We start from the raw sequence: 19004 nt of genomic DNA, 5'->3' as shown, positions 1-19004 counted from the left end.
ATTTGCCATGCCCTGGCATGGCATGGATCACAACCGGTTATGTAACCATACGGTTGCAAATATATATGTAACCTTTAGGTTACGCAAATTTTTTTTGAAACAGGGGAAACAAGACTAATAAGACGGATCTGAATTTTTTGGGAATGAGAGACAATAAGTTACTCACTTCGTAAAGCTGCGACCGGATTTGCAATTGCTGCTTTTATTGCCTGGTAGCTAACTGTAAGCAATGAAATCAAAACAGCTATTGTGCCGGCGCCCGCAAACACCCACCACTCGATGCTTACGCGGTATGTATAACCCAAAAGCCATTGGTGCATTGCATACCATGCAACAGGCGATGCAATAACAAATGATATGATCACCAGTTTTAAAAAATCTTTTGACAGAAGTGTTGAGATGTTCATTACACTTGCGCCAAGCACTTTACGCACACCGATTTCTTTTATTCGGTTTTCAGCCATATATGCAGCAAGTCCAAACAAACCAAGACATGAAATGATGATGGTTAACCCTGCAAACAATGCCGCAAGTGTGGCAGTGCGTTGAGTGTCTTCAAATTTTTTAGCATATTCTTCATCAACAAATATAGGGTTGAAAGGATATTGCGGGTTGTATTGTTTAAACACCTGTTCTGCCAGTTTCAGATCCTCTGAAACTGGTTTTGCAGGATTCAGTTTTATGTGAATGACGTTAAACCATCCTGTGGCGGGACCGTTAATCATTAATGGCGAAACAGGTTCGTAAGGGGAACCCAAAATAAAATCTTTTACCACACCAACGATCTGCATTTTTTCATCCCCGCTGATAACAAACTGCCCTATCACAGGTTCTTTCAGGCGCATTCTTTTTATAGCGGTTTCATTTAGCATGATTGCGGTGGAATCTCCCGGATAATTTTTCAAATCAATATCTCTTCCTTCAACAAGTGCAGTGCCCATTACTTTCATGAAATCGCCGTCTGTACTGAATCTGCCGAAATCAAGCTTTTTATCGTCTTCTGTGCTGCCCCGCCAGGAAAAGCCCCAGCTATCACTCCATTGTTGTGTAACAGGACTCATAGATTTTGTTACGCCAACAGCGGCTCCGTTATCAAGCAATGATTGTTTTATAACATCGTAATTTTTGGCAACATCACCCTGCATAAAAGTGTAGATAATATTGTTTTTGTTGTAACCAGTTTCCCTCTCCTGTGCATACCTTATCTGATAAACTATAATGATGGTTGATATTATTAAAATGATGGCAAACGTAAATTGCAATACCACCAATACTTTGCGTGGATTGATTACTGCATGCGCTGCCCTGAATGTGCCCTTTAAAACTTTTACAGGATTGAACGATGAAAGGAAAAACGCGGGATAGCTGCCGGCAATAACACCTGTAAAAATGATGAATGCAAATAACTCAAACCCAAAATAACTGTTGCCCCATTCAAGATAGAGTTGCTTATCTACAAGCCTATTGTAAAATGGCAATGTGAGTTGTACAATTACAATAGCAATAATTCCTGCAAACACTGCAAGCAAAATACTTTCGCCGATGAACTGGGCGATCAAAGAAAATTTTTGTGCACCAACCGCTTTGCGTATACCTACTTCTTTTGCACGTTTTTCGCTTCGTGCCGTAGAAAGGTTCATAAAGTTAATACAGGCAATCAGCAATAAAAATGCAGCAATAACGCCAAACAATCTGACTGTTACTATACGTCCTGCAACCAACTGCCCATTGTCACTTTTACCATAGAGATATGTTTTGTTTACAGGATAACTGAACACTTGCGTTGTTGAAGGAAGACCGCTGCTTTTTGTATGGTCAATGGTGATGTTTTTTACTTTGGCATTAAACGCACGCTGCGATGCGTTTGGTTTTAGCAATATGTAGGTGCTTAAAGAATTATTATCCCAGGAATCATCATCCTGCTTTAACTTTTGCACGTAAGCCCAGGGTAGTAAATAATCAAACTGAAAAGAAGTAGTGTTCGGCAAATTTTTCATTACACCTGATACGGTGAAAATATCAACACTGTCAATCTTAACGGTTTTGCCCATTGCATTTTCATTGCCGAATAATTTTTTAGCCAGTTTTTCCGTAAGGACAATATTGTAAAGGCCGCCCAGCGCTTCGGTTGGGTTTCCATAAAGCATGGGAAAATCAAACATATTCAAAAAGCCGTTGTCAACGATAAAGCCATGTTCAATTAATTTTTTTTCGCCAACGGTAAACAGATAGTTGACGCTATGAGAATTTACACGCACCGCATCTTCCACTTCGGGATAATCTTTCTTAAGTGTTGGCCCCATTATTTTGGGCGTTGTGCTCCACGCCCAGGACTGCCCGCTGAATTTATCGCTGTTGTACATAAGGTACAGCCTGTCGGATTTTGGATATAGCCTGTCGCGCCTCATTTCATTTTGAATCCATAAAAGAATCAATATAGCCGCCGCCATGCCAATAGCAAGACCTGTAATATTGATGAAAGAGAAACCTTTATTCTTCATCAGATTGCGCCATGCGATTTTGAAATAATTGCGGAACATGGGAAATGGTGGTTTTTTGGTTACGAACTTCCGGAACACACTTCAGGCACGCCCCAATCCGGGTTCAATGGCCGTGCCAATCCTGAAACCCTTTGTGGAAGCGGGCTTCAGAAACAGCAGCGTCCCTGGGTGTTCGAAAGCGGACAGTTAACTGTACGGATTTGTAAAAAATAGCCAGGTATGGATAAAATCAAACATAATGGATATGTTTATTTAAATTTAGCAGGTAGTTTTACAGCAATGGAAAAATACCAGCCGATAGATATTTTAAAGCCGTTTATCAAACAATTCCTGATCCTCGAAAGTGAACAGGGAATGGTAAACAGAATTTTACCCGATACTTCTATTGTAATGGCCTTCAGATTAAAAGGCCAGGTAACTGTTAGCGAAGATGGCACTCAACATAATTTACCGGCATCGGTAATTACAGGTATCCGCGAATCGAGCCGTTTGATAGATTATGCAAAGAACACCGCCAATTTGCTTGTTATATTCAAAGAAGGCGGAGCTGCAGCCTTCTTCAAAGAACCACTGCATGAACTGGGCGGCATCAGCGTTTCGCTCGATTATCTTTTTCATCAATCAAAAGTACAGGCTGTTGAAGAAGAACTGATCTGCGCTACGGGCAACAGCCAGCGAATAATGATCATTGAACGCTTTCTTGTATCGCAGCTAAAAAAAGCACAACCCGATCTGCTTATAAACGAAGCCATCCATAAGATCACATTATCGAAAGGAGATATTAAAATAAAAACCCTGATAGCCGATTTGCCAATAAGCCGCGATCCCTTTGAAAAAAGATTCCGCAAAATAACAGGCACTTCGCCTAAACATTTCTCGGTTATTGTACGTTTAAAAAACATGATCAACACCTACTCAAATAAGTTAAGTTTTACAGAAGCAGCTTATGATGCAGGTTATTTTGATCAGGCGCATTTTATAAAAGATTTCAGATCATTTACCGGTTTAACACCGCATGAGTTTTTTAAAACACCGGTGGGTTGGTGAGGTCCGAAGCCAGAAGTCTGAAGTCGGATGTCGGAAATCTGAAGTCTGATTAAAAAAATTATCAATACAATTACCTGCTTATTTTAATAATTGTTAATAATTAGACAATTAGTCTTCAATATTTCACGTAATTGCAACGTTACCATATCTTTTGCGGTCAATTGGGCATATGCATATGAGAATTTTTGGGCTCCTTGTGATTCTGCTGTTGTGCAGCCGGTTATCGGCGCAAACCTGTACTACGCTGGGGCAAACACCTTCCACTGCATTCCCTGTTTGCGGTACCACCACCTTCAATCAAACTAATGTTCCCATATGCAGCACTCATAATTTCAAAGTGCCCGGTTGTGAAAACGACGGAGCGGCCTATGGCGATAAAAATCCATTCTGGTATAGCTTCACCTGCTATCAAACCGGTTCATTAGGCTTTTTAATAACACCCAATAACAGCGGCGACGATTACGACTGGATGTTGTACGACATAACAGGCCATAGTCCTGATGAAGTGTTTACCAATAATTCACTAATCGTTACCGGTAACTGGGCAGGCACTTATGGCAATACCGGTGCCTCCAATGCAGGTGTTGGCTTTATTCAATGTGCATCGGACCCCGATGCTCATTTAAATTCTTTCAGTACCATGCCTCAGATACTGCAGGGCCACCAGTATCTTTTACTGATAAGTCATTTTACCAATTCGCAAAGTGGTTATAGTTTATCATTTGGCGGTGGTACCGGTGTAATCACCGATCCGCTGCAACCTGATATCGAACAAAGCTGGGCTGGTTGCGGTGGCGTTACGGTTACTCTGAAAATGAACAAGAAAATGAAATGCAGCAGCCTTGCAACAGATGCCAGCGATTTTAGTTTATCGCCTGCTGCTGCGAGCATTGTTTCGGCTACGGCTGTGGGTTGCAGTAATAGTTTTGATATGGATACCATAGTACTAACCATGAGCAATGCCCTGCCTCCCGGCAATTATACCATTACCGCAAAAAGCGGCAGCGATGGCAATACGTTGCTCGATAACTGCAATAACAGCTTACCGGCCGGCACTTCAATTAACTTTACTGTTTTTCCAATACAGCCTACACCAATGGATAGCATTAAACCCGTTGGCTGCGCACCCGATAAATTACAACTCGTATTTCGCAAACCGATGAACTGCAGTTCCATTGCTGCAAACGGCAGTGATTTTACAGTAACGGGCTCTACCCCTGTAACCGTAACCGGCGCCTCGGGTAATTGTGTAAAAGGAGTAACTTCTGTTATCATCGTACAGCTTTCGGCGCCTATTCAAACTGCCGGTAATTACCAGATACATCTGAAAGGCGGCGACGATGGCAATACTGTTATTGATGAATGCGGCCAGCAAACACCCGGCGGCGCTTCGCTTCCCTTTACTACAGTCGACACAGTTAATGCCGATTTTACTTACGATATTCTGTTTGGCTGTAAGTTCGATACGGTGAATTTCTTTCATCCCGGTGGCAATGGTGTAAATCAATGGACCTGGAACTTCGATAACGTTGGCTCATCTTCGCAACAAAACCCTTCATTTATTTTTCCGACTTTCGGCACCAAACAGGTTCAGCTGAAAGTATCAAACGGCGTATGTACCGACATCTCAACAGATACGGTTTTACTCGATAATGAACTGCGTGCAAGGTTCGGATTTCCTGATGTTTTGTGTCCTGAAGACAAAGCTATTTTTACCGATAGCAGCATTGGAAAAATCGTTTCCTGGAACTGGAATTTTGGTAACGGGTCAACCAGCTCATTACAAAATCCCATGCCCGAAACGTATCCCCTCGTTACCACTAAGCCGGCAAAATTGTATCCGGTACAACTCATCGTTGAAAATAATTTACAGTGTTTTGATACCACAGTACATCAGGTGAAAGTTGTGTACAGTTGTTACATCACCGTTCCCAATGCATTTACACCAAATGGCGATGGAAAAAATGATTATTTATATCCACTGAATGCCTGGAAGGCAGCCAATCTTGAATTTTTTATTTACAATCGCTATGGACAGGTGGTTTTTCACACTACAGACTGGACTAAAAAATGGGACGGCACCATCAATGGCGCTGCTCAGGGAACCGGCGTATTTGTTTGGTCGCTGCGTTATACCGACCGCGATACAAGGCAACAATTTTTTAAACGGGGCACAACGGTATTAATCAGGTAGTTATTGTATACAGGTAAAAAATTGTTTTTTATAGTGAAATTTCGCTTGTTTAAACAGCAAATTGAACACCAGGCACTCCATTTTTGCTCAAATGCTTCATGATTTTCATTTTTGCTTGCAGTGGTGAGGCAAAGTTCTTATCTTCCGCAGAAAAATTTGTTTCCCGTGTATGTAATTACCCAGGCTTGCCGGGCGTTATAGTAAAAGTATAGCACGATAGCTTAATGCCGGAACCGAACAAACCACAAACATGACAAAACTGAAACTCCTTTTCCTTATTCCCATTGTATTATCCATAAGCGCCAAAGCCCAGAACACCGACTCGCTGATTGGCAAATGGAAATATTATGATGTATATGATAAAAGGGGATTAGATTCGGCAACATTAAAAATTGTAAAGGAGTATTTTGGAGAAATGACCCTTTATTTTAAAGCCAACAGGCATTACAAATCATTTTTAATGAATAATTGTGATGAAGGCAACTGGAATTTTAACGAAGCAACTAAAAAGGTGCGGTTAACTTCAAACAGGGGTCATTCAAGCGAAAACCAGATCATTGAGCTGAAGAACGACAGACTTGTGTTAACCATGGGCGAAGGATCATTCATATTAACCAGAACAACTATTAATGATAATGATAATATAGAAGCGGTTCTCCCAAATATTAAAACCGTTAGCGCCACAAAAACGCAGATCAGTAAAAAGTGGTATTTAACCCGTCGCGAAGTACCTGGCAGAACAGAAGCCCAATTAAAAATGGCCAGTAAATTAATCAGAGGCGCTTACGCCCATTTCAAAAGCAATGGCGTTTATGAAGCCCAGTCGTTGAAACAAACAGAAAGCGGAAAATGGGTATTCGGGCCCGATAACCGGTCGATTATCGTAACCATCGATAGCCAGCAAAGAATATGGAACATTAAACGCATCAGCCCTACCGAGCTTGTTTTAATAAGCGGGTACAGCGATGAGGTTTGGAAGTTCTCAACTAAATTATTGTGATTATTACCCTAAAATAGCACGATGCGAGCCCCCCGACCTGTCGGGGGGCTTTGTTTTTTGTGCCTACCATATTTTTAAAGGACATTCTACCTGCTCTAAACTCTCTGCCAGCCTTCGCCATAGTCCGGTATACGATAACGATAATTCAAAGCCTCCCCTGAATTGCGAAGCAGTTGTTAGTTTGCTTATGTTTACATCATAACTAAGGCCGATGCCAAAATTATGCTTGTATAACTTTAAAATAGGAATGAATGCATCTTTCAACCGGTATGCAGCGCCTATGGCAATTGATAAAGCAGCCTCTTCATCGCTTTCATCAAAACTATGCGTGTACAGCCCCCCACCCTGCAGCATGCGGTTGCCGCCCTGCATAAAATAATCGGCATACATAACCAGTTTATCAGCATTATTAATATAGGCCGAAAGACCGCCATTGATCACATACTTTTTATTCAGGTGCACATCAAAGTCTTTCGTAAACGCCACCTTGGGTTCAGTAGCATGAAATAAACCCGCCCCCATATACACGTTAACGTTGTTGCTTATGCTGGTTTTAAAACTTACTCCCAGGCCGGCATCAAGAAAAGTAAAACCTGTAGCATTGAACTGCTGGCGCGTTGGGTTCGAAATAGAGAACCCGCCATTTACAAACTGATCGTCGAACTGCAGTTTGGTTGCATCAAACCGTTGATTTACCGGTCCGGCCATAAACGCAAACGATAAAAAGGTGGTTTTATCTTCATTCAACAATTTGTGATAATTGATCACCGGCAAAATCTGTGTTCGCTGCAGTTTTGAATCGCCCGCCACATCATTGGTGACCTGTAAACCGGCGGTTATAAAATCACCGGTTGTTACGCCCCGCATTAATTTCATTTCGCCGCTTAGGGCCATGGTGCGGTAAGGCACCGTTACACTTTGCCACTGATTGCGATAGGCCGCCGATAACCTGAAGTTGCCATTAAATATGCCGGCAAGCGCAGGGTTGCGCAATAATGGAAATTCATAAAACTGCGAAAAGTGAATGTCCTGGGCCTGTATGGCATTAGCATATAAAAGCAGTTGCAGTAACAAATACCGAAGTAAAAATTGTTTCATAGTACAATGATTTATCTTAACAGGGTGATGTTGCCCTTATAAGTGTTTATCAAATTGTTTTCACAAACTACCTCGACAGTATATACATATACCTCTGCAGGGCCTTTAATGCCTTTTATTTTTCCATCCCATCCATATAAGGGATCATTCGGAGCAAAATTTGTTTTTTCAAAAACCAGCTGCCCCCAGCGTGAGAAAATCCTAAATGAACGCACTACAGAAATTCCTTTTGCCCGAACCATTACCACATCATTCAACCCATCGCCGTCGGGTGTAAAAGCATTGGGGATGAAAACCTGCGATCCGGCACAAAAGGTTTTTATGTTCATTGAATCTGCCGCGATGCAGCCAAACTCGTTTTGTACGGTAGCGCGGTAGGTGATATTTCTTTTTACTTCGGCCGTAGGTGTTGGACAGTTGGTACAGCTGAGGTTATCGGGTGGCGACCATTGCCACGAAACAATATTGGTATCGGGTGTTTCGGCTTTTAACGATTGCGTACTGCCGGTTGGCAATGTTAAATCGGGCCCCAGTTTTAAATGTGGCTTTGGATTAACCGTTACTTTCACCATACCGGTATCGGTAAAGCACTGATGTCCATCGTACCCCACCACCTGATAGCTTGTAGTTACAGATGGATAAGCAACCGGATTAGCAATGTTGCTACGGTTTAATCCTGCCGAAGGCGACCATGCATACAAAGCGGCGGTTCCAGATGCCTGTAAGGAAACCGACTGTCCTTCACAAATCGTTTGATCGGGCGATACAGCCACCTGTATCGGCTGAAACACCGTTAAATTAACAGTGTCTTTTGCTTCACAACCGCTTTCGATGCTGGTAACTGTTACAACATAAGATGCCGGTTTGGGTGGTGTTGACACAGGCATAGCTATCGATGTATCTGATAAAAAATCGCCGGGCCCCCACGCATAGGTAAACCGGTTATCAGGTGGTGTTCCTATGGTAATGGGCTTACCGGGGCAAACTACGGTATCGGGGCCGGCATTAGCTATTGGTAAAATGGGATAAATTTCGGCATGCAATGTATCGCTGCATCCAAAACCATTGAAGGGAACCACCACTACATGAATATTATGAATAACCGGTGTGGGATTCAGCACCAGGTGTTCACCCGTGCCAAGCTGTGTTCGAAAATTATCATCGTACCAGTAATATTCCTGAAAACCGGGCGGACCGGTAAACGTAGCTGTATTTATTTTACACTGGTATTCGGCCCCGGCCGTTACATCGCAATCACCTACATCAATATACGCATAACCCCAATGCGCCCCTCTTGTACAATCGGCTGTAATGAACTCCAACTGCAACGTTTTGCCGGCATAAGAACCGAGGTTGATAAATGCCGATGACCAGCTCTTATATTTAACAGAAGCATCGACAGAAGATGTTTGAAACCCCGGTAAAGCAGCGGTGGCAATATATTCGTTCGAAGCACAGGGCAAATAAGTATTGGTTGCAATGTCAAGCATGCGGGCAATAAACCTTGGTTGTTCATTGGCTGCGTGACCGGGATCCTGAAATACAACGGCGTAGCGATAGGTAAAAGACGCATCCTGGGCATTGGCGGGAACTGTAATGCGGTAGGTTACCCGCTCGGCTTCGGCCCCATTGATATCATTTCCCAGCTTCAGTGCATATCCGCTTCCATCGGGCGGATTTATAGGAAATAATCCGTAAGGATCAACGGTTGATGCAGCGCCACGTGCATACAGCGTATGCCGCCCCGCCATGGGTGGCGAGGGTGCAACAATGATTTCGTTTTTATTGGTGGCGCGGGTATAACCGGTATCGCATTGCCAGTTTACCAAAGACCCTTCTTCGAACCCAATATTGGCCGGACATGTACCGGCCATGATGCGATAGTTATTGCCGGCGTTTTGAACAAAGTGATCAGACTTACTTTCAGTAGTAAAAAACTTTTTTATACCAACAGTAGCCTGTTGCACATTATTAAATTGGCCCGCGGCATCATAAATCAGTAACAGCGAAAATAAAATGGTGTAGATCAGTTTCATAGGCTAACGGTTAGCCGGAATGTCTGCTCCATTACGCCGTTGGGCGGGGTACTATAATTACATGCAATTCATGTTTACTGGCGGTTTATGCGGCTGAAGGAAATTATTTCATGGGTCAGCATTCCTTTTAATCAAATTAAAAGGTTCATTGTAATATTCAATGCAAAACAAATACTGTGCAATAAGTAAAGGAGTAAAAAAATTATCTGGGTATTTCGTTAGCTATTTATACACATGGATTAATAAATTACTATGTCTTTATCTTCGAATACAATTTTTTTGAATGGGTCATCGAGGAACATCTTTATTATAGTTTCACCTTCCTTTCCGCCCAAAACCATATGCGATCGTTGGGTAAATAATATACGCTGGCTGTTGGGCATATAGTGATGTATCATATCTATATACAATGGTCTGCAGGCCGGGTCAAATGCTCCATCAGTTAGTAAGGCAGGCTTATCTGAATAAAAAGGTTGTTTGGTTTTTTGTTGTATGGGCGGTACATTCCAGCAATCGCACATAGCTTTATATACATCATTAATGTGATATCCCTGCATCCATGGATATACTTTATTAACCTGTTTTAAAATATTTTCATCGTGATACGCTGTTTGATCGGCACAATACACCGACATCCGCATACCGCCAGGTGCAGCGCCGCTGAATATATCGTCGAGTATTTCTTCTATATACACCTCGTGTCGTCCGTTTATGAGCTCGTTAATAATATAAGGGGCATCTTTAATGCGGGAATAGTTCGAAAAGGCATTTACGATCACCGTCAGCAGCTCATTGCGGTTATATTGAATATGCAATGTATCGGGTTTCCCTTTCTCAACATAAGGCATGTAAAACAACTTATCTTTTATTGCAGTAAAATAAGTCTGAAACCTTTGCTTTAAATTTCCATATACCTCCCGGTTTGTTGAATCTGTTGCACAACGACTGAACAATATATTCAGGGCCTCATTAAAATTGGCCGGTTCATCTTCATCGATGCGCACAAAGGTGGGAAGCGGTGAGTCGAGTATTAACGACCTGATGCGGGCCGGATCTTTTTGCAAAACCGCCATCATTAATCCACCGCTGTAAGAACCACCAAAAAGGTTTACCAAATCAATTTGCAGCGCCTTTAACAGGTCGTGAATATCAGCAACTGTTTCATCGGTATTGTAACCGGTTAAATCGATGCCCAGGGCTTCGAGGCTTTTTTTATAACGCTTCACCCCTTCTATCATCATACTGTCTTTGTTAAGATTTTTCCGGTACGATTCCTGAATGACTTCAGTTAATGCAGGGGTCCATAAGGAAGGTATTGCATACCGGGTGCCGCGTTGTTCAAAGGCAATGCAATCTCTGTCGTTTATTATTGAACGTTTTGAAGCGCCCCTGACCCAGCCCAACGAACTGCCGCCGGGCCCACCTGCTGTATATAAAACCGGATCTTTATGCTTTTGGGGATTATTACTTCTCACAATAATAAATGGCAGCTTTATGGTTTTACCGTTGTTTTTGGTTCGGTTTTCGGGAACGATCAAATATCCGCAGCGGGTTTTATAAATACTATCAACCTTCACTGCGCATTCGCAGGGTTCTATCACAGGGGTATACCGTTGCTGCTGTGCCCGGGCAGATTGTAAAAAAGCAATAACACCAATCAATAAAAGATAGCAACGTTTCATGGCCTTTATTTAAAGCAAATCTATTAAGGCGGTGAAAATAAATGTTTGTAAAAAACGGACATTTTATAACCGCTGGTCAGCCAGTTTCTTTCCGGTAAACCTTGCCATTTCTTTGTAAAAATGGCTCATGTCGTAATATCCGTAATTGTCGGGAGCAAAATTCTTTTTATTGAGCACCAGCGCGGTTAAGGCGGTGCGTGCCCTGAGAATGGAAAAATAATCTTTTGGCGCGATGCCAATCACGCGGTTAAAATACCGGTTTATTGTTTTGGACGAAGTAAAAAGACGGGCCGACAATTCATTTACGTTATATTGAAAATTACCGGCTTCATAACAGGCGATGGTATCTTTCACAAATTGTATATAATGGTCCTTTTGCTTATTTCTCTTTAAACAACCTGCAAAGAATTGCTGTAACTGCTGCACCCTGTTTTCAAAGCTGCCCGCGCTTCGTATACGTTGAATAAGCGCCGGAGGAAGTACGTCATTGACATCAATAACCCGGTTGATCATTTTTGCCTGATTCAACGCTAATATCGCCTGCAGGCCACCGGGAAAAAACTTGATCGTGAAAATATAGTCCGCAGGCAGGTTATGTCTTTCAACCGTGCCATCGCGTATAATCAGAACATCTTTCCCATTGGGAATAGTATAACCGGCACTGCTCATGGTAAGGCGATAGGTTGAACCCAGGTTGATCCAGATAGTAGGCGTATAGCTGGCAAACATTTTAACGGTAAAACGATCGTTGCCTATATAGGTATGGATTGCTTCAGCAGATGATTCAGAAAAAAATTCAATATAATCTGTCAGCTCTTCGCATGGAGTGGTGAACCGGTAAAGTTTGCGGATATTATCGAAGATTTCGACCATTGATTAAATATAATAAAAGATAAGGCGATGCTCTGAATAAGCTATTCAAAAAATATCCGGCTGCTATATTAACATCTGTTTAATTTTTATATTTCCAAACAAAGTATCGCTTTTACGGCTATTTTTATCCTGTTTATTTAATCTCATTAAATTATGGATACCCGCAGAGAATTTCTTAAAAAAGCATCCCTGCTTTCAGGCGGCGCAGGTCTTTTGCACGTATTGCCTCCCTCCATTGCCAAAGCGCTGGCTATTGACCCCGATGCGGGTAGCACCTGGCAGGATGCGGAACATGTTGTATTTCTTATGCAGGAGAATCGCTCATTCGATCATGCTTACGGAACATTGCAGGGTGTGCGTGGCTTTAATGATCCGCGGGCAATCCGTTTGCCCAATAAAAACCTGGTATGGCTGCAAACCAATAAAGAGGGCGAAACCTATGCTCCGTTTCGCCTTGATATCAACAATACAAAGGCCACCTGGATGAGTTCGCTTCCGCATGCATGGGCCAACCAGGTTGATGCAAGAAATAACGGACGCTACGACAAATGGCTTGATGCAAAGCATTCAGGGAATAAAGATTATGAAAACATGCCGCTGACCTTAGGTTTTCATTCAAGAGAAGATTTACCATTTTATTATGCCCTGGCAGATGCATTCACGGTTTGTGACCAGAACTTCTGTTCTTCACTCACCGGCACCACACCCAACCGCCTGTTTTTCTGGTCGGGTACCATCAGAGATAAACAGGATGAAAATGCCAAAGCAAATGTATGGAATGAAGATGCGGATTATAATACCATGGTGAGCTGGACTACGTTCCCCGAAAGACTCGAAGAAAACGGTGTATCCTGGAAAGTTTACCAAAACGAACTCAGCGTTGGCGTTGGATTTGAAGGCGAAGAAGATAGCTGGTTGGCCAACTTTGGAGATAATCCGCTTGAATATTTTACACAATACAACGTAAAATTTCATCCTGCTTTTATTGACAATCTTCCCCGGGCTGCCGCATTGATCGCGGAGGAAATAAAAAAGCAGGAACAACTGTTACAAACATTACCGGCAAATTCGGCAGATATAGAAAAAGTAAAAAAAAGAATTGAAGGGTTGAAGAAATACCTTGCCACCAATGAGGCCGATCAAAAGCAATATACCAAAGAAAATTATGAACGGCTTTCGGCCAAAGAGAAAAGTCTGCACCAAAAAGCATTCGATACTAATAAAAACGACCCGGATTATCACCGGCTTGATTCTTTAAAATATAAAGATGGCGATACCGAACGGCAAATGAAGGCTCCAAAAGGAGATGTACTGCACCAGTTTCGTGAAGATGTTAAAAATGGTAAACTGCCAACTGTTTCATGGATCGTTGCACCGGAAAATTTTTCAGATCATCCTTCCGCGGCATGGTACGGCGTGTGGTACATTAGTGAAGTATTGGATATTCTTACACAAAACCCCGAGGTATGGAAAAAAACAATCTTCATTTTAACGTATGACGAAAATGATGGTTATTTTGATCATGTGCCTCCGTTTGTAGCCCCTCATCCGCATAAAACAACCACCGGATCAACATCAGAAGGCATTGAAACGGGCGTTGAGTACGTAGCCAATGCGCAACAGCAATCAATAGCTGAATGGGCCAGAGAAAGTTCTATTGGGCTTGGTTATCGGGTACCGATGGTTGTTGCCTCGCCGTGGAGTCGCGGCGGATGGGTAAATTCAGAAGTATTTGATCATACTTCATCATTGCAATTTCTTGAGAAATTTTTATTGCATAAAACGGGAAAGAAAATAGAGGAGTCGAATATCAGTAAATGGAGGCGTACTGTTTGCGGTGACCTTACTTCTGTTTTCAGACCTTACACGGGCGAAAAAATAACACTCCCGGTATTTTTGGAAAGAGATAAATTTATCGAAGGCATTCACAAAGCGCAATTCAAAAAGTTGCCCGAGGGGTATAAAAAGTTAACGCAGGATGAAATTGAGACTATTAATAAAGACACGTTGTTGGCTCCTTTTATGCCCAAACAGGAAAAAGGCATGCGCTCTGCCTGCTCTTTGCCTTATGAATTATACGCCGATGGCAGGCTGGGTAACGATAAAAAAACATTTGAAATAATGCTGAGCGCAGGCACCAACGTATTTGGTACCAGGTCGGCAGGTTCGCCTTTTCATGTATATGCTCCCGGTATCTATCAACAGCAGGCCGTACAAACATGGGCTTATGCTGTGGAAGAAGGCAGCCAGATAAAAGATAAGTGGCAGTTGGGCGATTTTGAAAACGATACATATCATTTGCTTGTATACGGGCCCAATGGCTTTTTCAGGGAATTTGCAGGAACACAGGATGATCCGGAGGTGGAAGTGCATTGTGTGTATGAAGCAGACTCCAAAAAACCGAAACAGCTTTCAGGCAATATCATTGTATCGTTTAATAATACCGGCAAACAATCGTATGTATTTGAAATAACCGACAATGCTTATAAATTACCTACACAAAGCATTACGATTGATGCTTCACCTGCAAAAGGAAAGCAGGCAGTTACATTGCACCTGGCCAAAAGCTTTGGATGGTACGACTTTTCAGTGACCATAAAAGGCAACAAATTATTTAAAAAAAGATATGCGGGTCGTGTAGAAACCGGCAATCCGGGAAAAACGGATCCTTTTATGGGAAGGATGGTGTAGAACCAGGGGCAATATCATATTTATAAAACTTTACATCAACAGCCAAAACCGGAAATTCCTTTGGTAATGCGGTCATTGGCACTTCCTGAAAATGATTTTTTTCATAAAAACGATGAGCTGCCAAAAACTTTTCGGTGGTACCCAAATAAATTGCAGCAAATTCCTTTTGTTGGGCCCATGCCAGCAGCGTATTCAGTAAAGCCTGGCCCACACCCTGCTCTTTTCCGCGATACCCGGCCGCTACAAACATTTTTCGTAATGCACCTCGCTTATTGCCGATATCTAATAATGCAATGGTTCCTATTACCGTATTACCAGCAACGGCTACCCAAAAATTACCATTATTGTTTTGATAAAAACTGCGTACATCCTGCAGGTCGGGTTGTTCATCGGCAGTTATGGCTACATTAAATTCTGTACGTTGAATAGTTACAATTACATCAATTACCTGTTGCTTGTATACATCAGCGTATTCTTCTATTTTGAATTGCATAACTAAATGTACAAAAATTCCTCAAACCGTTATTCGAGCGGCGGTTCAACATATCGCTCATTTGCCGGCTCCAGATGATAACGCATGATCATGCGGGCGCAGGTATTCCATCTCAATATGGCATCATCATTTCCCGGCGGACGAACAGCTTCGGCCCTTTGAAAATATTCCATGGCCTCATTCAGCCATTCATAAACGGCATACTGGCTGCCGGCCATTCTGCGATTGAAAATGGCAATACCCTCACGTTCACTGATGATACCCGCATAATAATTTCTTTCATATTCACTTTTCAGACTGTGTAACAATTCACGCGCCCTGCTTACATCACCTGAGGCAGACGCGTTAAATTGATCTGTTATTGCCAAAAGCAGGGTGATAATTGCCGGGGAATTTTGCGGTTCGGTTTCCAGTATATCAAGACAGATGCTTTCGGCCATTGCAGGTTCGTTAAGCACTCTGTAACGCTCTGCTTTTTCAAGAGCTCCCGGTATGCCTTCCCGGGAAATACGTTTTAATTGAAGCATGGTTTATGTGTTGAGAAGTTTATTAGTTGAGAAGTTGACAAGTTGAAATAGTTGATAAGTTGACAAGTTAAAAAGTTAACAAGTTGACAAGGCAACCGTCTACTGCCCATTGCCTACTGCCTACTGCCTATTGCCTTTTTCCTGTGAGCCATCGGAATAACTTCTTCAAAGGATCATAAAATCTATCAGCTACCCGTTCTTTCAGCGGAATGATCGCATTGTCGGTAATCGTAATTTCTTCGGGACAAACCTTTGTGCAACATTTGGTGATATTACAATACCCGATGCCATTTGCTTTTTTTAAATCAGACAAACGGTCTTCAATATCCAAAGGATGCATTTCGAGTGCAGCTACATGCACTAAAAGCCGGGGCCCGATAAACTGATCATACAACTGGTGTTCGCGCAATACATGACATACATCCTGGCATAAAAAACATTCAATGCATTTACGAAATTCCTGCACCCGGTCAATATCCTGCTGCAACATGCGCCAGGTGCCATCTTCTGCATCGGGTACACGAGGTTTAAATTCTTTAATTTTTTTCTTCATTACAAAATTCCACGAAACATCTGTTACCAGGTCTTTGATCAAAGGAAACGCCTTCAATGGCTGCAACAGCACAGGTTTATCCATGTCAAGCTCGCTCAGACGCGTCATGCACATTAATTTCGGTATGCCATTAATTTCTGCCGAACACGAACCACATTTGCCGGCCTTGCAGTTCCATCGTACGGCCAGGTCATTGGCATATTTGGCCTGTATCTGATGCACTGCATCGAGCACTACCATGCCTTCGGTAATTTCGGTGGAATACGTTTCGAACTTTCCACCCGAAGCATCACCACGCCAAATATGAAATGTTGCTGTTGCCATTTTTTTTGTTACCGGTTACCAGTTCCCGGCTACCGGCTACTGGTAACTGGTAACAGGTAACCGGCACCTGGTTTTACTTCATTTCATCAATGATCTGTTTCAGTTCCTGCGGTATATCGCTCAGGGGCATGCGCTTCACCTGCATCAGCCCATCTTCGCCTTTAACAATAACGAGGTTACAATTTCCTGTTTGGTTATCTTTTAACGGATAATCATCTCTAAAATGCGCTCCGCGGCTTTCTTTTCTTTCTATGGCCGCCATTGTAATGGCTTCCGAAACCGTCAGCAAATTTTGCAGATCCAATGCAGTATGCCATCCGTTGTTATATTCCCTGTTTCCCGGCACTTTTAGATTATTAAACCGGTGCCGCAATTTTTTTAATTCATCCATTGCTCTTATCAGTTCCTGCTCATTGCGCACAATACCCACCAGATCCTGCATCAGTTCCTGCAAATCGTATTGAAGCTGAAAAGGATTTTCTCCTGCTGTTCGCTCAAATGGTTCCAGTGCTTTTTGGGCAAACAACTCAACCTCGCTGTCATCAATATTACCTGCCTTGTTTTCTTTTGCAAACTTTGCCGCATATTCACCGGCGCGTTTTCCAAATACAAGCAAATCGGCCAGTGAGTTGCCGCCCAACCGGTTGGCGCCGTGTAAACCTGCGGCAGCCTCTCCTGCTGCAAAAAGTCCGGGCACGGTGCACATCTGCGTATTACCATCAACCCGAATACCACCCATCATGTAATGCGTGGTAGGGCCTACTTCCATTGCTTCTGTGGTGATATCGATATCTGCCAGCTTTTTAAACTGGTGATACATACCGGGCAGCTTCTTCTTTATATAATCCGCCGCATTGGGCATTTTTGCTTTGATCCAGGAAATATCAAGAAATACACCGTTGTGCGTACTGCCCCTGCCCTCTTTGATTTCACGAACAATACAGCGTGCCACATGGTCGCGGGTAAGCAATTCAGGCGGACGTTTTGCATTGCGGTCGCCCTGCGTATACCGCCATCCTTCTTCTTCATTATCTGCCGTTTGATTGCGATATAATTCAGGAATATCATTGAACATAAAACGTTTGTTCTCTTTGTTCAGTAAAATCCCTCCTTCACCGCGAACGCCTTCTGTTACCAGAATGCCGCGCACACCGGGCGGCCAAACCATTCCTGTTGGATGAAATTGCACAAACTCCATATCCATCAGCTCTGCCCCGGCATGATACGCAAGCGCATGTCCATCGCCCGTATATTCCCAACTGTTACTGGTAATTTTATAGGCCCTGCCTATGCCGCCTGTAGCTATTATAATTGATTTGGCGCTGAATAATTTAAAGTGTCCTTTCTCCCGTTCATATCCAAAGGCGCCTGTAACACGTTCACCATCTTTCAGCAGGTTTATAATGGTGCATTCCATATGCACATCAATGCCCTGATGAATACCATGGTCCTGCAGGGTACGTATCATTTCCAGTCCGGTACGATCACCAACATGAGCAAGCCGCGGATATTTATGTCCGCCGAAATTCCGTTGTAAAATGCGGCCATCTGCTGTTCTGTCGAATAATGCCCCCCATGCTTCGAGCTCACGCACGCGGTCAGGTGCTTCTTTGGCAAGTAACTCTGCCATTCGCCAGTTGTTCAGGTATTGGCCGCCGCGCATGGTATCGGCAAAATGAACTTTCCAGTTATCGCGCTCATCAACGTTTGATAAGGCAGCGGCAATGCCGCCCTCAGCCATTACGGTATGCGCTTTGCCGAGTAAAGATTTGCATATCAAACCAACAGAAACGCCGTTGGCAGCAGCTTCTATGGCAGCACGCAAACCGGCGCCTCCGGCGCCTATGACCAGCACATCGTAATTGTATGTATCGAAAGATGACATAACAAATTTGTGAATGGTGAATGGTCAGTGGTGAGTAATTTGAGTATTTAAAATTCCTTTAACCACCCAACATGCCAATAATTAATTACCGGGAATATCC

Annotated in this window: 13 protein-coding genes; 4 read left to right on the top strand and 9 right to left on the bottom strand. The window is 42.9% G+C overall.

Going from position 1 to position 19004, the window contains the following annotated elements:
• Positions 1–158: 158 nt before the first annotated feature.
• Positions 159–2501, bottom strand: coding sequence for an ABC transporter permease (locus tag AC59IL_RS29655; protein ID WP_496555863.1), 2343 nt, complete (start codon positions 2499–2501; stop codon positions 159–161).
• 219 nt (positions 2502–2720) lie between these two features.
• Between AC59IL_RS29655 and AC59IL_RS29650 the strand changes: the two genes are divergently transcribed.
• The 3 genes from AC59IL_RS29650 (at position 2721) to AC59IL_RS29640 (ending at position 6742) form a co-directional block, all read left to right on the top strand.
• On the top strand, positions 2721–3548 hold the full coding sequence (locus AC59IL_RS29650) for a helix-turn-helix domain-containing protein (RefSeq protein WP_496555862.1): 828 nt from the start codon (positions 2721–2723) through the stop codon (positions 3546–3548).
• A gap of 175 nt (positions 3549–3723) precedes the next feature.
• Positions 3724–5742 carry a T9SS type B sorting domain-containing protein gene (locus AC59IL_RS29645; protein ID WP_496555861.1) on the top strand — a complete coding sequence of 673 codons (2019 nt, stop codon included), beginning with the start codon at positions 3724–3726 and terminating at the stop codon, positions 5740–5742.
• 250 nt (positions 5743–5992) lie between these two features.
• Positions 5993–6742, top strand: coding sequence for a lipocalin family protein (locus tag AC59IL_RS29640; protein ID WP_496555860.1), 750 nt, complete (start codon positions 5993–5995; stop codon positions 6740–6742).
• Between the two features lie 63 nt (positions 6743–6805).
• Here the strand turns inward: AC59IL_RS29640 and AC59IL_RS29635 are convergent, their stop codons facing one another.
• From AC59IL_RS29635 to AC59IL_RS29620, 4 genes are all read right to left on the bottom strand, one after another.
• Positions 6806–7840: a PorP/SprF family type IX secretion system membrane protein gene (locus tag AC59IL_RS29635; RefSeq protein WP_496555859.1), complete on the bottom strand. Its 1035-nt coding sequence runs from the start codon at positions 7838–7840 to the stop codon at positions 6806–6808.
• An 11-nt stretch (positions 7841–7851) separates the two neighbouring features.
• Positions 7852–9876 (bottom strand): T9SS type B sorting domain-containing protein, encoded by a 2025-nt coding sequence (locus AC59IL_RS29630; RefSeq protein ID WP_496555858.1) that lies wholly within the window; start codon positions 9874–9876, stop codon positions 7852–7854.
• Between the two features lie 239 nt (positions 9877–10115).
• Positions 10116–11558, bottom strand: a complete 1443-nt coding sequence (locus AC59IL_RS29625) for an alpha/beta fold hydrolase (RefSeq protein ID WP_496555857.1) — start codon at positions 11556–11558, stop codon at positions 10116–10118.
• A gap of 63 nt (positions 11559–11621) precedes the next feature.
• The gene (locus tag AC59IL_RS29620; RefSeq protein ID WP_496555856.1) at positions 11622–12431 is read right to left on the bottom strand and encodes a helix-turn-helix domain-containing protein; all 810 of its coding nucleotides are present in this window, start codon (positions 12429–12431) and stop codon (positions 11622–11624) included.
• 153 nt (positions 12432–12584) lie between these two features.
• Here AC59IL_RS29620 and AC59IL_RS29615 point away from each other — a divergent pair, with 153 nt between their 5' ends.
• Entirely contained in the window at positions 12585–15122 is a 2538-nt protein-coding gene (locus AC59IL_RS29615) for a phosphocholine-specific phospholipase C (protein ID WP_496555855.1), read from the top strand.
• On the opposite strand, the gene AC59IL_RS29610 is transcribed toward AC59IL_RS29615, so the two are convergent.
• From AC59IL_RS29610 to AC59IL_RS29595, 4 genes are all read right to left on the bottom strand, one after another.
• A complete protein-coding gene (locus AC59IL_RS29610) occupies positions 15103–15615 on the bottom strand; it encodes a GNAT family N-acetyltransferase (RefSeq protein WP_496555854.1) in 513 nt (170 codons plus the stop codon). The two genes, AC59IL_RS29615 and AC59IL_RS29610, sit on opposite strands and share 20 nt — an antisense overlap.
• 29 nt (positions 15616–15644) lie before the next feature.
• A complete protein-coding gene (locus AC59IL_RS29605; RefSeq protein ID WP_496555853.1) occupies positions 15645–16142 on the bottom strand; it encodes a hypothetical protein in 498 nt (165 codons plus the stop codon).
• Between the two features lie 127 nt (positions 16143–16269).
• Positions 16270–17019 carry a succinate dehydrogenase/fumarate reductase iron-sulfur subunit gene (locus tag AC59IL_RS29600; protein ID WP_496555852.1) on the bottom strand — a complete coding sequence of 250 codons (750 nt, stop codon included), beginning with the start codon at positions 17017–17019 and terminating at the stop codon, positions 16270–16272.
• A gap of 73 nt (positions 17020–17092) precedes the next feature.
• Positions 17093–18904: a fumarate reductase/succinate dehydrogenase flavoprotein subunit gene (locus AC59IL_RS29595; protein WP_496555851.1), complete on the bottom strand. Its 1812-nt coding sequence runs from the start codon at positions 18902–18904 to the stop codon at positions 17093–17095.
• Between the last annotated feature and the right edge of the window lie 100 nt (positions 18905–19004).

The organism is Niastella sp. sgz303648, from assembly GCF_059587045.1.
The sequence above is the reverse complement of the archived record's forward strand: the minus strand, read 5'-3'. Positions and strand labels throughout refer to the sequence as shown.

Bases quoted from the DNA above. Each gene is read 5' to 3' on its own strand.
- AC59IL_RS29655 (WP_496555863.1), bottom strand. From the start codon at position 2,501: ATGAAGAATAAAGGTTTCTCTTTCATCAATATTACAGGTCTTGCTATT.
- AC59IL_RS29650 (WP_496555862.1), top strand. From the start codon at position 2,721: ATGGATAAAATCAAACATAATGGATATGTTTATTTAAATTTAGCAGGT.
- AC59IL_RS29645 (WP_496555861.1), top strand. From the start codon at position 3,724: ATGAGAATTTTTGGGCTCCTTGTGATTCTGCTGTTGTGCAGCCGGTTA.
- AC59IL_RS29640 (WP_496555860.1), top strand. From the start codon at position 5,993: ATGACAAAACTGAAACTCCTTTTCCTTATTCCCATTGTATTATCCATA.
- AC59IL_RS29635 (WP_496555859.1), bottom strand. From the start codon at position 7,840: ATGAAACAATTTTTACTTCGGTATTTGTTACTGCAACTGCTTTTATAT.
- AC59IL_RS29630 (WP_496555858.1), bottom strand. From the start codon at position 9,876: ATGAAACTGATCTACACCATTTTATTTTCGCTGTTACTGATTTATGAT.
- AC59IL_RS29625 (WP_496555857.1), bottom strand. From the start codon at position 11,558: ATGAAACGTTGCTATCTTTTATTGATTGGTGTTATTGCTTTTTTACAA.
- AC59IL_RS29620 (WP_496555856.1), bottom strand. From the start codon at position 12,431: ATGGTCGAAATCTTCGATAATATCCGCAAACTTTACCGGTTCACCACT.
- AC59IL_RS29615 (WP_496555855.1), top strand. From the start codon at position 12,585: ATGGATACCCGCAGAGAATTTCTTAAAAAAGCATCCCTGCTTTCAGGC.
- AC59IL_RS29610 (WP_496555854.1), bottom strand. From the start codon at position 15,615: ATGCAATTCAAAATAGAAGAATACGCTGATGTATACAAGCAACAGGTA.
- AC59IL_RS29605 (WP_496555853.1), bottom strand. From the start codon at position 16,142: ATGCTTCAATTAAAACGTATTTCCCGGGAAGGCATACCGGGAGCTCTT.
- AC59IL_RS29600 (WP_496555852.1), bottom strand. From the start codon at position 17,019: ATGGCAACAGCAACATTTCATATTTGGCGTGGTGATGCTTCGGGTGGA.
- AC59IL_RS29595 (WP_496555851.1), bottom strand. From the start codon at position 18,904: ATGTCATCTTTCGATACATACAATTACGATGTGCTGGTCATAGGCGCC.